13 protein-coding genes and 1 tRNA gene are annotated in these 11,931 nt (G+C 66.7%); 7 read left to right on the forward strand and 7 right to left on the reverse strand.

What is annotated here, in order from left to right:
- Positions 1-7: 7 nt before the first annotated feature.
- The 4 genes from asd to U5S82_19725 all read right to left on the reverse strand — a co-directional run bounded on the left by asd (position 8) and on the right by U5S82_19725 (position 2,005).
- On the reverse strand, positions 8-901 hold the full coding sequence (asd, locus tag U5S82_19710) for an archaetidylserine decarboxylase (GenBank protein MDZ7753805.1): 894 nt from the start codon (positions 899-901) through the stop codon (positions 8-10).
- A complete protein-coding gene (locus U5S82_19715; GenBank protein MDZ7753806.1) occupies positions 901-1,563 on the reverse strand; it encodes an SCO family protein in 663 nt (220 codons plus the stop codon). Before U5S82_19715 ends, asd begins: the two co-directional genes overlap by 1 nt.
- A gap of 71 nt (positions 1,564-1,634) precedes the next feature.
- Positions 1,635-1,859 (reverse strand): hypothetical protein, encoded by a 225-nt coding sequence (locus U5S82_19720; protein MDZ7753807.1) that lies wholly within the window; start codon positions 1,857-1,859, stop codon positions 1,635-1,637.
- A gap of 69 nt (positions 1,860-1,928) precedes the next feature.
- Positions 1,929-2,005: transfer RNA gene (locus U5S82_19725), tRNA-Arg, on the reverse strand.
- A gap of 266 nt (positions 2,006-2,271) precedes the next feature.
- Here U5S82_19725 and csrA point away from each other — a divergent pair.
- On the forward strand, positions 2,272-2,457 hold the full coding sequence (csrA, locus tag U5S82_19730) for a carbon storage regulator CsrA (GenBank protein ID MDZ7753808.1): 186 nt from the start codon (positions 2,272-2,274) through the stop codon (positions 2,455-2,457).
- Between the two features lie 120 nt (positions 2,458-2,577).
- Here the strand turns inward: csrA and U5S82_19735 are convergent, their stop codons facing one another.
- Complete coding sequence (locus U5S82_19735) at positions 2,578-3,396, reverse strand: alpha/beta hydrolase (protein ID MDZ7753809.1); 819 nt, start codon at positions 3,394-3,396, stop codon at positions 2,578-2,580.
- 298 nt (positions 3,397-3,694) lie between these two features.
- Between U5S82_19735 and U5S82_19740 the strand changes: the two genes are divergently transcribed.
- Both U5S82_19740 and U5S82_19745 read left to right on the forward strand, forming a co-directional pair.
- The gene (locus U5S82_19740) at positions 3,695-4,228 is read left to right on the forward strand and encodes a hypothetical protein (protein MDZ7753810.1); all 534 of its coding nucleotides are present in this window, start codon (positions 3,695-3,697) and stop codon (positions 4,226-4,228) included.
- 172 nt (positions 4,229-4,400) lie between these two features.
- Positions 4,401-4,784, forward strand: coding sequence for a 4a-hydroxytetrahydrobiopterin dehydratase (locus U5S82_19745; GenBank protein MDZ7753811.1), 384 nt, complete (start codon positions 4,401-4,403; stop codon positions 4,782-4,784).
- 21 nt (positions 4,785-4,805) lie between these two features.
- On the opposite strand, the gene U5S82_19750 is transcribed toward U5S82_19745, so the two are convergent.
- Both U5S82_19750 and U5S82_19755 read right to left on the reverse strand, forming a co-directional pair.
- Entirely contained in the window at positions 4,806-5,027 is a 222-nt protein-coding gene (locus U5S82_19750; protein MDZ7753812.1) for a hypothetical protein, read from the reverse strand.
- A gap of 144 nt (positions 5,028-5,171) precedes the next feature.
- Positions 5,172-7,346, reverse strand: a complete 2,175-nt coding sequence (locus tag U5S82_19755) for a M1 family aminopeptidase (GenBank protein ID MDZ7753813.1) — start codon at positions 7,344-7,346, stop codon at positions 5,172-5,174.
- On the opposite strand from U5S82_19755, the gene U5S82_19760 reads away from it, so the two are divergent.
- From U5S82_19760 to U5S82_19775, 4 genes are all read left to right on the forward strand, one after another.
- Positions 7,345-8,502, forward strand: coding sequence for a ChaN family lipoprotein (locus U5S82_19760; GenBank protein ID MDZ7753814.1), 1,158 nt, complete (start codon positions 7,345-7,347; stop codon positions 8,500-8,502). The two genes, U5S82_19755 and U5S82_19760, sit on opposite strands and share 2 nt — an antisense overlap.
- A gap of 12 nt (positions 8,503-8,514) precedes the next feature.
- Entirely contained in the window at positions 8,515-10,410 is a 1,896-nt protein-coding gene (locus tag U5S82_19765) for an ATP-binding cassette domain-containing protein (GenBank protein MDZ7753815.1), read from the forward strand.
- Positions 10,411-10,707: 297 nt separating this feature from the next.
- Complete coding sequence (locus U5S82_19770) at positions 10,708-11,310, forward strand: FHA domain-containing protein (protein MDZ7753816.1); 603 nt, start codon at positions 10,708-10,710, stop codon at positions 11,308-11,310.
- A 152-nt stretch (positions 11,311-11,462) separates the two neighbouring features.
- Positions 11,463-11,852 (forward strand): antitoxin Xre/MbcA/ParS toxin-binding domain-containing protein, encoded by a 390-nt coding sequence (locus tag U5S82_19775; GenBank protein ID MDZ7753817.1) that lies wholly within the window; start codon positions 11,463-11,465, stop codon positions 11,850-11,852.
- The last annotated feature ends 79 nt before the right edge of the window (positions 11,853-11,931 follow it).

Consider the following 11,931-nt stretch of genomic DNA (forward strand, 5'->3'; position numbering starts at 1 on the left):
ACCGGCTTTATGGCTTCTCGGTTCTGGCGTTGCCCCGGGGCAGCAGGCCGAGGCCCTGGCCCATGCGTACATGGGTCTCCGGGGCGAGTCCCTCTTCCCAGTCCACGCTACCGGGCCATAGCAGGATGACCGTGGAGCCCATGTTGAAGCGGCCCATCTCGGCCCCCCGCTTGAGGGTCACCGCCTCGTCGCCGGTGTAGTCCCAGGCCTGCATCGCCTTGCCATAGAGCGGCGTCACCTTGCCGGCCCATACCGTCTCCATGCTGCCCACGAAGATGGCGCCCACCAGCACCAGGGCCATGGGGCCGTAGCGGGTGTCGAACAGGCACACCAGGCGCTCGTTGCGGGCGAACAGGCCGGGGATGTTGCGGGTGGTGGCGGCGTTGACGCTGAACAGCCTGCCGGGGATGTATACCATGCGGCGCAGGGTGCCACGCACGGGCATGTGCACGCGGTGGTAGTCGCCGGGGGACAGGTACACCGTAGCGTAGGCGCCGTTGATGTAGGGCCGGGCCGCTTCCACGTCGCCCCCCAGCAGGGCGTGGAGCGTATAGCTGTGGCCCTTGGCCTGGACCAGGCGGGCGGCATGGGCGGTGCCCAGGGCGCTCAGGGTGCCGTCCGCCGGGCACAGCAGGCGGCTGTTGTGGGCCAGGGGGCGGGCCTCGGCCTTGAGGGCGCGGGTGAAGAAGGCGTTGAAGTCCGGGTGGCGGCGGGTGTCGGGCTCCGCCGCTTCTTCCATGTCCACCTCGAACAGGCGCCGGAAGAGGTCGATCTGCAGATTCCGGATGCGCGGCTCGCGGATGGCCATGAAACGGTGCATGACCAGGGACAGACGGTGCTGCAGCAATAGGTACTGCAGCAGGGCAGCCAGGCGTTCCAGCCCGGCGACGAGGCGCTGCATCAGGATTGCTCGTCCAGAAAGCCGCGCATGGCCTCGAAGCGGGCCGTCATGTCCTCGGCCCGGTGGGGGGCGGAGAACACCCCCACCAGCCGGCCCTGGGGATCCGTGAGCAGGACGGCGGCACTGTGGTCTACCAGATAATTACCGTCCTGATCGGCCTCGTGGAGGTCATAGATGATGCCCAGTTGGCGGGTCATGCTCATGAGTTCTTCCGTGGCACCGGTGGCTCCCACGAAGTCCGGATTGAAATACTCCACGTAATTCTTCAGGTGCTCGGGGCTGTCGCGGGCCGGGTCAACGCTCACGAAAACGACCTGGGTATCCGCCCCGGTCTGGCGTTCCTCCAGCTTGTCGGCCACCCGTTTGAGGGTATCCATGGTCATGGGACAGATGTCCGGGCAGTGGGTATAGCCGAAGAACATGAAGCTCCACCGTCCCTTGAGCCGGTCCAGGTCGAAGGCCTGGCCATGGTGGTCGGTAAGCTCGAAGGGCGCCACCTGCTTGGGATTAGGCCACAGCAGGCCCTGGATGGCGGGGCCGTCGCGGTCCCGCACCAGGTCCAGAGACGTGGCCGTGGGTCTGAGGTAGAGGGCGGTGCCGGCCCCGACCACGGCGGCCATGAGGGCCACGACGAGCAGGGAGAGATGCTTTCTTGAGTTCATAGGTGTACCGAGAGGAGGCCCGCCGGCGCCTGGCGGCGGCGGGCAAGGCATGATGGGCAGGGTGTATCGCGTTATTTGCAGACGTATTCGAGGGTCAGCAGGTCCTGGCGCTCCAGATGGGCCTCGCCGCCGAAGCGACCGCAGTAGCGGTTGGCGTCCAGGGTCAGGCGCTCGATCTGACCGGGCCAGTGATAGTCGTAGATGATCCGCTCCGGCGAGCTGCGCTTGACGGATTCCGTGGGGCTGCAGGCCGTGACGGCCAGGGCGCACACGGCGATGAGAAAAGATCTGGTCATTTCATCTGTCCTCTTTTCATACGGACGGCGATGGTCGCCTGGGGCTGTGCCGCGCCTTCGATCGCGGTTTGGCGCCCTGAGCAGGATTCGAACCTGCGACCTGCCGCTTAGGAGGCGGCTGCTCTATCCTGCTGAGCTACCAGGGCCTGGATTACCCGTCTCCCGGACGGGCGTGCATTCTAACATCCCCGGCCGCTGGGGTTGCACTGGCCCCGAGCGGAGCATCTCGTCGCGGTAATCAAGGGCCCTGGCGGGGCAACTGGCGCGTGCTGATGAGGGCTACGGATGGTCAATGAGGGCCAATAATCGAGCATGTTTCGCAAATATGGAGTAACAACAGCAGATTCCGGTTTTTTGTCATGATGATTTCAATTAAAGTTAGGTAATAGACAACGTTCAGGAAGAAAAAGTCATGCTCATTCTTACCCGTCGCGTCGGCGAAACGCTGCGCATCAATGACGACATCACGGTCACCGTGCTGGGCGTCAAGGGCAACCAGGTCCGTATCGGCGTAGACGCTCCCCAGGAGGTGGCGGTGCATCGCGAGGAGATCTACGAGCGCATCCAGGCCGAGAAGAAGTCCACCTCCGCCGCTTGATCGCTTGATCGAGTACTGAGGAGGCGCTGAACCATTCAGCGTCTCCCGTGTTGCCACGGGCGGAGTTTTCCCCGTACCTCAGGCTTTGCGGTTCGAGGCACCAGCGAAAGGCCCCGGGGGTCAAGGCGGACCCGTCCCGGGGTTGGCCGTCGCGCGACCGACCAGGGAATGCAGTACGGTGGCGTAGGCCCGTGGCCTCTCCACCCATGGGAAATGCCCGCAATCGTCCAGGGTAACGTGGCGGGCCTGGGGCACCAGGCGCCGGTATTCCTCCCGGTTCTCGGGCATGAGCACATCTCCCCGACAATAGACCACGCCCGCCACCAGCGGCGCCAGGCGCGCCATGTCACCGTCCCCCAGGAGGCGGGCGCGATACTCCTCCCAGACCCGGATATTCAACCCGGCGTTCGTGTCCCCCAGGCCGAAGCCCTGGGCATAGCGCCAGCCCTTCTCACCATCCACGAAATAGCTCGCCAGTTTGCGCCGCAGGGCCAGCCTGCGCTCCCTGGCGGTGCCTATGTCCGCTAGGGCTGGATAGGCCCCCGGCAAGGCGTGGGCGTAGCGTTTGGCCTCGATGTGCTCGAGGCTGGCCAGCCCTGGATCCACCGGGTTGCTGAGCACCAGCCCCTTCACGCGCCCGGGATGGCGGTGCGCGAACAGCAGGGCCTGCAGCGCCCCCCAGGATTGTCCCCACAGCACCACCGGTTCGCGGGGGAGAATGGCCGCCATATCCTCCAGCCAGGTCTCCAGCACGCCCTCGCCGGTTGCAATGGGCAGGCCGGCATTGTCACCGACGCCGCGCATATCCCAGCGGCAGGCGCGATACCGTTGCTCCAGCATGCGCTGGACGGGTTCCAGGTTCCAGGTTGTGAAGGCGGGACCGCCGCCGATGAGAAAGGCGGGTGTGCCCTCTCCCCGGCAATGCACCTCAAGCGTCATTTCCTGCGCAGGGGTCGCGCCGGCGCTCGCCCACAACGCCGCGGCCAGAACGGTATGTCGCCTGATCGCGCCCGGGTGTAACGATGACCAAGCGTCGCGCTTGCGTTCCAGGCCCATGCCCTGCTGTGTGGCGGTGACAGGCAGTTGAAGATCCGGGGTTGAGTACCTCACACTGAGGGTGCCCGTAACCGGTTTGCCCGGGACGAGGGCACAAAGACGTTTAATGATTCCACTAGCAGAGGATGGCGATAACATGAACATGACGCGACTGAGTATTTTGTCTTGCCTGAGTATAGGCGTGTTGGTGTCTACCATGGCCGCGGCCCAACCCGGCCAAGGGGGATATGGCGGTGGTCCTTACGGTCAGGGGCCCGGCGGTTACGGTCCCGGCTATGGCGAGCCCCAGGGCTGGGGTGGTGGCCCGCCCATGAGTCAGGGTCAGGGGTGGGGCCAGCAACCCGGATACGGCGGGCCCCGGCCGGGTTATGGCCGCGCCCCCGGCCAGGGTGGCCCCGGTGGTTATCCCCCCGGCGGTTATGCCCCCGGTGGTTATCCCATGGGCCCGCAGGGTGACGGCCAGGGTCCGGGCGGTGGCAACTTCATGGACCGCATGACGCGCCCCATGCGCAACATGATGGGCGGCTCGCAGGATGATGGCCCGGGCTATGGCCCCGGTCCCGGCTATGGCCCCGGCTCCGGCGGGGGCTACGGTCCCGGTTATGGCCCGGGGGGCGGTTATGGTCCGGGCTATGGTCCCGACCAGGGTCGGGGTGGCGGCTCGCCCATGGGCGGGATGATGAACCCCATGCGCAACATGATGGGCGGTAACTGAGGGTAGTATCCCATCGGGCAGGCAGCGGCTGGTCTTGCGCTGCCTGCCCGTTCACCCGGGGCCGCAGGCCCCAGGAACAGGGTGTTTTAAAGACCGGACAGGATGACTAAGGTTGAGACAGTCCCCGCGATGGGGGCATACCTGCAACCGTCGAACGACCGGGAGGTGACCCATGAACTGGCGCCAACGTGAAACGGACGAGCCCTATACCGACGACGATATAGAGGCCCGACTGAAAGAGGAACTGCCCCACTGGTACCTGGAAAACGGCTGGATTCGGCGCAAGTACAAGACCAGCGGCTGGAAGTCCACCCTGATGGTGGTGAACACCGTGGGTCACTTGGCGGAGGCCGCCTTTCACCACCCCGACCTCACCGTGTCCTATGCCTTCGTCATCGTGAAGCTCATGAATCATGCGGCCAAGGGGGTGACGGAGAAGGACTTCGCCCTGGCGCACAAGATAGAAGAGGTGGTGACGTGGCAGCCGGGACGAGAGGAGGGGCCCCTGGACGGTACGCCTGACGACCCGCGTTTCAAGTACATCAAGTACGATTGAACGGCGAACCGCCGCAGGGATTCAGCGCGCGTCAGGGTTGATGATGAAGCGCCGCAGGTAGTCCGGCAGTTGGTCCACGTCTACTTCAGCCTCCAGATCCACCTGAATGGCCTCGGCGGTGCGTATGCGAAACATACCGGTGGTTTCGCCCTCTCGGTGAACCCGGCTGTTGCCGGAGCGCTGCGGCCTGCCGGTGGTGAGGTCGAGGGTGACGGCCTCGTTTTCCTGGCTACGGTCGATCATGGTGGTTTTCCTGTTCGCTGCTGACGCCCACCTTGGGGCCTGTATCTATTTAGAACGTTTCCCCCCGCGCCGGTGCCACCTCCCGAATGGGAAAATCGTTACTGGCGCACAGCCGTGACGGGCAGGGTTCACAGGATGCGACCATCACCGCGTGCCCGGCCCGACATAACTCGGTGCCTCCTCCTCTGGCGCGAAGGGGTTGGCCGCCAGGGGCGGCCGGTGGGGCAGTCGCAGGGGCACGGGGTCGGGTGACAGCTGGCGGGTGAAGGGCGGGTCCAGGGCCGCCATGCGCTCCTTGGCCAGGTTGGCGCCACCGCTCTCCTCGAACACCAGGCGCCCGTAGCCACCGTAGTGGGGGAGCTTGCGGGCCAGGGCGGCGATGGCCCCCGGGGACTCGGCGCCGATGAAACCCATGCGATGGCGGTGGATATCCGGTGCCAGCAGCACCACGGCCTTCGCTCCGGCCAGGTGGCGGGTATTCACCGCGCGGGCAGCATCGGGCTCCAGTCCCTGATCGGCCCCGGCGAAGGCATCGCGCCGCCCCTCGAGGGCGCGATTCTGCCATCCCAGGATCCACACCGCGGCGTCTTCCGGGGGCGCCAGGTCCCCGGCGTCGGTCTTCACCACCACGTTGCCGTAACGGCGCTGCCAGTGGGCCGCCAGGCCCTGCCAGGCCTCGCGTGTGGTGGCATCGGCGTGCTCAGGGATCACCAGCCATTGGGCGGGGGAGCCGAACAACAGCCCCAGGGACGGCGGTCTCTCCCGTGGGTCCAGCAGGCGCATGACGTCGTAGGCGGGATCCACGTCGAGCCGCGTTGGCCGTCGTTCCAGGGTCCAGGCCACGGTCGTCTCGCGGTCGGCGATGGGGACGTTGCGCAGCTCCGCGGCCCCATCGCCGTCGTAGCTCAGGGCCACGGGTAGCATGAATCCGAAGGGCGGCCCGTCCTGGGCCTGACGCACCGTGAGGGTCAACTCGAAGCCGTCCGGGGTTTCATCCAGAGTCACTTCGCCGAGGGTCAGGACGGGCGCGCCGGTGCGTGTCAGCCAGGGGGAATAATCCCGCTGGCGGCCATCGCCGGCGAGCAGGGACAAGGCTTCCTCGAAGCCCGTGGGCCGGAAGCGGCGCTCCCGCCACAGCCGCCGCAGGCCGGTGGTGAAGGCCTCGTCCCCGAGGTCCCGGCGCACCATATGGAACACCATCAGGCCCTTGCCGTAGCCCACGGCCTGGGAGGCGTCGTCGTGGCGGGAGACGAAGCGGATGAGGGGAAAATCCCGTCCCGCGGCGGCAAAGTTAGCGTAACGTTCGAGGGCGGCCAGGCGGTGGCGGGCACCCTCGCCGCGGAACTCCTTCATCAGGTGGTCGGACAGGTAGGCCGTGAGACCTTCGCTCCAGTTGCCGGCGGCGTAATCCACCCACACCCCGTTGCCCCACCAGTTATGAAGGATCTCGTGGGGCAGGGAGGTGTAGGGGATGAAGGGCAGGCGCATCACCCGCGACCCCAGCAGGGTGAAGGAGGGCATACCGAAACCGGTCTCCCAGCGGTTCTCCACCACGGCGAATTTCGGGTAAGGGTAGGGCCCGATGAGTTCACTATAGATGTCGATGTACCCACCCATCACCGCGAGATAACGGGCCGCCAGCCGCGGGTCGTCCTCCAGCAGCAGTACCTCCAGATCGATGTCGCCATGGGATTCGCGGTGGTGGTTAAAGGGACCGGCGATGAGATAGATGTCGTCCTGGGGCGTGGTGCTGTGCCACACGGAACGTCCGGCCTTGGCGTTCCGCCGGCCCTGGCTCACCGTTTGCCATCCGGCCGGCGCGTCTACCTCCAGGGTGAACGCCGTGATGGGGCCCTCGAAGCGCGGGTACCATGCCGACGAACCATCCAGATAGACCCCCTCCGGTTCCACCGTGGCTCGCGGCATGCCGCCCATGGTGCGCTCGGCGGCGACTCCGAGGCGGCCCTGGTAGCGGATCTCCACCTCGCGGGACGGCCGGTCGAAGGCGATGCGGTAATGGCGCAGCAGATCATCGCCGCTACGGCGCAGCTCGGTCACCCTGCCCCGGTTGGTGCGGGGACGGAAGGCCCGGTGCAGGGCGAAGGGCGGGGTCTTTCTGCTAAGGTTGCCGAGGGTGACCTGATCCACGACCGCGATGGAACCCGTAGCGGGATCGAGGGTCACTTGAAGGCGGTGGGCCACTTCAGGTGCGCTTTCCGCCGCCCCGACGGTGGCTGCCCACAGCAGCCAGCCTGCCAGCCACCAAACGCGGTGCGGTGTAGCCGCACCCCCCATCCCGTTGGAGTCTCTTTTCCCCATGTCCCGTCCCATCATCGTGATCCTGATGTGTGCCTTTGCCTGGAATACGGCCCTCACGGCCGCCACGGTTCAGATGGTCGATCCCCCCACGGTGGATCTCAAGGCCGCCGATTCCCTGTCTGCGGTGGTGGACTCCCTCGGCGACGACCGCGTGGTGTACGTGGGGGAGGTGCATACGGCCTATGCGGACCACCTGGTGCAGCTTGCCGTATTGCGTCGCCTCCACGACCGGGACCCGAAGCTGGCCATCGGCGTGGAATGGTTCCAGCAACCCTATCAGGAGCATCTGGATGCCTACATTCGGGGTGAAATCGGCGAGGGCGAGATGCTCGCCCGGACGGAGTACTTCTCCCGCTGGTCCTTCGACTATCGTCTTTATCGCCCCATTCTGCGCTTCGCCCGGGATCATGGCATACCGGTGGTGGCCCTCAACGCCCCGGCGGAGCTGACCCGGGCCGTGGGAGAGCTGGGACGGGCCGACGTGCCCGAGGAACTCCTGCACCACCTGCCCTCCGCCTACGGGCCCGTCGGCGCCGACTATCAGGAACGCTTGCGCGAGGTGTTCGACGCCCACCCCGAACGGGCAGATAATGGCGGTTTCGAGCGCTTCGTCGAGGTGCAGCTCACCTGGGACGAGAGCATGGCCGAGCGGGTAGCGGCCTATCTGGCCAGCCACCCCGTCCGGCGCATGGTGGTGTTCGCGGGTCGCGGCCACATCGGCCATGGCTCGGGGATCCCCAGCCGGGTGGCGCGGCGCAGCGGTATCGAGGGCAGGATCGTGCTGGTGGCCCATGGCGACGGCGAGGACCGCGAGGCGGCGGATTTCCTCGTGCTGGCGTCACCCCGGGAGTTGCCCGAGGCGGGCCTCATGGGGGTGATCCTGGATACCGATGACGAGGAGGGCGTCAGGGTCAAGGCCCTGAGTCCCGCGGGCGCCGCCGCAGGGGCAGGGGTGGAGAAGGACGACATCCTGGTGGCCATCGATGGCCGGCCGGTGCCATCCTATGCCGATGTCAAACTGGCCCTCCTGGACAAGGCGCCGGGCGAGCGCATCCGCCTGTCGGTCCGCCGCTCCGGCCTCATCACCGACCGCGAGGAGATCCTCGAACTCGAGCTCAAGGGCCGCGGCGCCATGGGCATGGCGCACCACCCCTGAGGCGGTGCGCTGATGCTGAGCTTTCGCAACGTCAATCTGCGCCGCGGTCCCCACCTGCTGTTCGAGAATGCCACCTTCACCCTCGCCGCGGGCTGGAAAGTGGGGGTGACGGGGGCCAACGGCAGCGGCAAGTCGAGTCTGTTCCAGCTGCTGCTCGGCACCCTGCACGCCGATGCCGGCGAGGTGGAGGTGCCGGCCGGAGCAGTCATTGCCCACGTGGCTCAGGAGATGCCGGCCAGCGACCGCAGTGCCCTGGACTTCATCATGGATGGCGACGGCGAGCTGCGGCGCCTGGAGCAGGGGCTGGCGGCGGCCGAGGCGGTGGATGACGGCCACGGCATCGCCGTGGCCCACGATCGTCTGGCCGCCGTCCACGGCTACGACGCCGCCCATCGCGCCGCGCGCCTGCTCCATGGCCTCGGCTTCGGCGATGACGACCACGACAGGCCTGTGGGCGAGTTCTCCGGAGGCTGGCGTATGCGCCTCAATCTGGGCCAGGCCCTGATGTGCCGCTCGGACATGCTGTTGCTGGACGAGCCCACCAATCATCTGGACCTGGACGCCGTGATCTGGCTCGAGCGCTGGCTCAGGGTCTACCCCGGCACGTTGTTGCTCATCTCCCATGACCGCGATTTCCTCGATGCCCTGGTGGACCACGTGGTCAACATCGAGCAGGGCGCGGTGCGCCTGTATACGGGCGACTATTCTCAGTTCGAGCACCAGCGGGCCGCGCGTCTGGCAGGCCAGCAGAGCGCCTACGAGAAGCAGCAGCGCGAGATGGCCCACATGCATCGCTTCGTGGAACGCTTCCGTGCCAAGGCCACCAAGGCCCGCCAGGCCCAGAGCCGCCTCAAGGCCCTGGCCCGCATGGAGACCATCGCCCCGGCCCACGTCGACGACCCCTTCAGCTTCAGCTTTCGCGCCCCCGAGCACCTGCCCCGGCCGTTGCTGGTGGCCCGGGACGTGGCCGTGGGTTACGACGGCGTGCCCCTGCTGGCGGGCATGGACTTCCAGTTGAGCAGTGGGGACAAGGTGGCCCTGGTGGGTGCCAACGGTGCCGGCAAGTCCACCCTGGTGCGTTTCATCGCCGGTGACCTGAAGGCCCTGACGGGCGAGTGTGAGCGTTCCCCGCGCCTCAACATCGGCTATTTCACCCAGCATGCCATGGAACGGTTGCGGGACGATCAGAGTCCGGCCTGGCATCTGGCGGAGCTGGAGCCGGGGTTGAGCGACCAGGAGGTGCGGAACTACCTCGGGGGCTTCGGCTTCGCCGGCGAGCGGGTGTTCGAGCCGGTGGCGGGCTTCTCCGGCGGCGAGCGGGCGCGGCTCATCCTCGCCCTCATCATCATCGGGCGTCCGAATCTGCTGCTGCTGGACGAGCCCACCAACCACCTGGACCTGGACATGCGCCACGCCCTCAACGTGGCCCTCCAGGAGTTCGAGGGCTGTGTGGTGCTGGTTTCCCATGATCGCCACCTGTTGCGCACCATGGCGGACGAACTGTGGTGGGTGAAGGATGGCCGGGTGGCGCCGTTCCAGGGGGACCTCGACGATTATCAGCGCGCCGTGCTGGCGGGCGATGGGGCGACGACCTCCGAGCCGGCGGTGGAAGAGGCGTCCCAGGGCAAGGATCGGCGCCGCCGCAAGGCGGCGCAACGGGACCGCCTGCGGCCGTTGCGGGATACCCTGACCAGGGCGGAGGCCAGGGTGAGCCGCCTCAGCGGGGAATTGACGGAACTGGAGGCGGTGCTGGGGGACGGCGGGCTCTATGAGCCGGAACGCAAGGACGAGTTGAAACGGCTGCTCGCCGAGCAGGGGCGCCTGCGGGGGGCCCTCGCCGAGGCCGAGGAGCAGTGGCTGGCGGCGGGAGAGGCCCTGGAGGGGGCCGAGGTTCATGACGACCCGTGATGGCGCTACGGGCCCGGCGTGTCCTCGCGACCCGGAGTGGTCGCTGATCCAGCCGTAAGGTTCTGAAAATACCCTTACCGCCGGCCGCCGGCCATGGTCTATACTGACACCACTCGCAAGGCCCCGCCGCCGCGCCCCGACGGAAGCCATGGTCTCGAGACACGTTGCGAAAAATCAAATGACTGAAGCATCATCGTGGAATCGAAAAGGGTGGCCCGACAAGGATGGTGCACTTGCTCTCGGTTGATGGAAATGCAGGACACAGACTCAGAAAGCAATTGGGAAAAAACGATGATCATGGCGCCGCCGGCATCCTCCTCGGATGGCGGGCCGCCCAAGGCGCGGTTGCTGTGCCTGAATGACGCCGATCTGCCCGATGCCAGTTGCCGCATCATCCCCATCGCCGGCGATGGTCTCACCATCGGTCGCGATGCGGCCAATACCTACAGCCTGCTGGCCCACGGTGTCTCCCGCAAGCATGCCAAGATATTCTCCGGTGGCGACATGTGGGGCATCAAGGACGTGGGTAGCACCAACGGCGTCATCGTCAACGGCGCGCGCATCACCGAGACCTGGCTCAGGCACGGCGATACCGTGGAGATCGGCAACATCCGCTACAAGTACCTGGACGAGGGCAAGGAGATGCCCGAACCCAAGGTAACGGCGGATGAAGGCGACGATTCCGAGAAGACCGTGATGATGCCGTCGCCGGTGGCCCCGGTCTCCCCTGGCGCCGTGACCCAGGAGATGGCCCCGTCCGCTGCCGGCCGCAAGCGCGGACCGCCGCCACGCTCCACGCGGCCGCGGGCCGCGGAGGATTCGGGGTCCAACGTCTTTCTGTGGATCCTCGGTGCTCTGGCCCTCATCCTGCTGGTGGCGGCGGCCTCTTTTTTCATCTGACAGGCCGTCGCCGGTAGCGCCACCGGCGGCACGGGCGGGGCCGTTACCCTCGGTCCCGGCGCCCCTGAACTCCCAATCCGCGGCCTTTACCGGTTGAAATCCCCCAGACTTTACGGCCTAAATAAGGTTTCAGGCCATACAGACCCATAACCATGCCCGAACGAAACCTCACCCTGGAGGATCGCGTCAATCTGTCACGCCTGCTCATGAGCGTGCTGGAGAAATGGGAAGTCGATGCCCGGCAGCAGCGCAGTCTGCTGGGTATGCCGGATTCCGCCAAGGGCTCGGACCTGCGCAAGCTGCAAGGGGGGAAACCCTTCCCCGAAGACGAACACATGCTGTCCCGCGCCGAGCATCTCCTGGCCATCGACGATTGCCTGCGTACCGCCTACCCCCGCAGTTCCCACATGGCCTCCTACTGGCTGCACCAGGCCAGCCGGCACTTCGGCCAACGCACGCCCCTGCGCGTGATGCTGGAGGGCGGTATGGACGGTCTGCGCCGGGTGCGTGGCCATCTGGACTGCACCCAGGGTTGGGTCTGAGCGCGATGGCATCGGAGGTCCGTGCGCCCGCATCAGGGGCGATGCCTCGGCCCGATCCGTCCTCGCGCTGGCCCGGCGC

Source organism: Gammaproteobacteria bacterium, from assembly GCA_034522055.1.
In the GTDB taxonomy this organism is placed as follows: domain Bacteria; phylum Pseudomonadota; class Gammaproteobacteria; order JAABTG01; family JAABTG01; genus JAABTG01.

Bases quoted from the DNA above. Each gene is read 5' to 3' on its own strand.
- asd (MDZ7753805.1), bottom strand. From the start codon at position 901: ATGCAGCGCCTCGTCGCCGGGCTGGAACGCCTGGCTGCCCTGCTGCAG.
- U5S82_19715 (MDZ7753806.1), bottom strand. From the start codon at position 1,563: ATGAACTCAAGAAAGCATCTCTCCCTGCTCGTCGTGGCCCTCATGGCC.
- U5S82_19720 (MDZ7753807.1), bottom strand. From the start codon at position 1,859: ATGACCAGATCTTTTCTCATCGCCGTGTGCGCCCTGGCCGTCACGGCC.
- csrA (MDZ7753808.1), top strand. From the start codon at position 2,272: ATGCTCATTCTTACCCGTCGCGTCGGCGAAACGCTGCGCATCAATGAC.
- U5S82_19735 (MDZ7753809.1), bottom strand. From the start codon at position 3,396: ATGACGCTTGAGGTGCATTGCCGGGGAGAGGGCACACCCGCCTTTCTC.
- U5S82_19745 (MDZ7753811.1), top strand. From the start codon at position 4,401: ATGAACTGGCGCCAACGTGAAACGGACGAGCCCTATACCGACGACGAT.
- U5S82_19750 (MDZ7753812.1), bottom strand. From the start codon at position 5,027: ATGATCGACCGTAGCCAGGAAAACGAGGCCGTCACCCTCGACCTCACC.
- U5S82_19760 (MDZ7753814.1), top strand. From the start codon at position 7,345: ATGTCCCGTCCCATCATCGTGATCCTGATGTGTGCCTTTGCCTGGAAT.
- U5S82_19755 (MDZ7753813.1), bottom strand. From the start codon at position 7,346: ATGGGGAAAAGAGACTCCAACGGGATGGGGGGTGCGGCTACACCGCAC.
- U5S82_19765 (MDZ7753815.1), top strand. From the start codon at position 8,515: ATGCTGAGCTTTCGCAACGTCAATCTGCGCCGCGGTCCCCACCTGCTG.
- U5S82_19770 (MDZ7753816.1), top strand. From the start codon at position 10,708: ATGGCGCCGCCGGCATCCTCCTCGGATGGCGGGCCGCCCAAGGCGCGG.
- U5S82_19775 (MDZ7753817.1), top strand. From the start codon at position 11,463: ATGCCCGAACGAAACCTCACCCTGGAGGATCGCGTCAATCTGTCACGC.